The following is a 1,576-nucleotide window of genomic DNA, read 5'->3' on the forward strand; positions in this document are numbered from 1 at the left end:
CTAAAATGAGCAACGAAATTGTACGCCGTGTCGCCGCAGGCAGTGCACTTGCTGGATAGCTGCTAACGAATTCGGCGAGTTCAGATATGGCTCGCACTGAGGTATACTCCAATATATCCGCTTCTTTTCGAATAAAGTCTACGGCTGCTTTTCTACCTCGGGGCGAGCCTTGTTACCCACAATAGTCTCAAGCGAAGCCAGGGCCATGTGCTGGCAGATGGAATTAGGAGACGTCAAACTCCTGCTGCAGCTCGATCAACAACGCGCCTGCTTAACAGTTAAGAAGCCACTCCATTTTGCTGGTGCACTGTTCTACCGGTTTCGATACCGCGTAGCTCCAACAAGCCAAGTTTCATAAAGAATTTACACGTTGAGAACGCCTATTTGCACTTGAGGCGGAGCAATTAACAGAACGGCGAGGTTGTGATGCGCTGACCTTCGCTTCACCATCCCCCTTGCAATCCGCATGCCACCGAAGAAGTTGTCCGAGCAAGTGGCGGACACTGTGTTTCGCGCCGCGCTACCGGAACACTTGACCATTCGTGTGTCTTCTTCCGAACATAGGTGTCTCCGCATGAGAGGCGACCGTCGTATTCAACGTTCCAAGTTCTCGTGGGTCCATATCTAGTGCCAATTCAAACGCCCACCACAATAATGTCTATTGGGCTCTCAGTGGTGGTGGACTCGGCATCCGAGCATCACCAAAGACTCTTGCTAGCTGTGAGCTTTCGGGAGGTTGTCCATTCGGACCGGACCGAGGAGACTGGAGTTACCACGCTTCAGCATCTATCGGAGGGTCCGAATGAACATCCACAAGAATGCCCGTCTCACACCGCTGCGTCGAGAGGAGATGGCGCTGTCGGTGATAGAGGGCGCTTTTTCCAAAGCCCATGCGGCGCGGGTCTATGGCGTCGGCCAAGATCGTGGCGCGCTGGGTCGAGCGCTATAAGGCTGAAGGGCGGGCCGGCATGATCGACCGTTCCTCGCGGCCCGCCCATATGTCACAGGCCACCGCTGCGTTGATCGCCGAGCGCATCATGGCGCTGCGGCGGCAACGTTGGACCGGCAAGCACATCGCCCATGAGGTCGGCGTCTCGCCCGCCACCGTCAGCCGGGTTCTCAAGCGTGCCGGGCTGTCGCGGCTAAGCGATAGCGAGCCGGCCGAACCGGTCCGGCGCTACGAGCGGGAGAACCCAGGCGAGATGATCCATATCGACATCAAAGAAGCTCGGCCGCTTCAGCCAAGTCGGCCATCGCATCACCGGCGAGCCGCAAAAAGGCAAGTCGCGCGGCGCCGGCTGGGAGTTCGTCCACGTCTGCATCGACGACGCGTCCCGCATCGCCTTCTCGCAAATCCTGCCCGACGAGAAAGAAGAACGCGCCATCGCCTTCCTCAAGGCGGCGGTGGCCTGCTACGCCAGCCTCGGCGTCACAATAGCCCGCGTCATGACCGACAACGTCCTAAGCGCGGAACGAAATGGAGCCTGCAGTCAAGGTCTCTCTGTTCGTCAGCATGCCCTTGCTGCGTGACGTTGGTCAAGTCGTCGAACCAGGCGGCTTCCACCGGCAAGGGAAA

Annotated in this window: 1 pseudogene; it reads left to right on the top strand. The window is 58.1% G+C overall.

The window, feature by feature from the left end:
* Positions 1 to 802 precede the first annotated feature (802 nt).
* A pseudogene (locus EN862_RS34705) lies at positions 803 to 1,455 on the top strand (leucine zipper domain-containing protein); the annotation flags it as partial.
* Positions 1,456 to 1,576 lie beyond the last annotated feature (121 nt).

Source organism: Mesorhizobium sp. M2E.F.Ca.ET.219.01.1.1 (genome assembly GCF_004016445.2).
GTDB lineage: Bacteria > Pseudomonadota > Alphaproteobacteria > Rhizobiales > Rhizobiaceae > Mesorhizobium.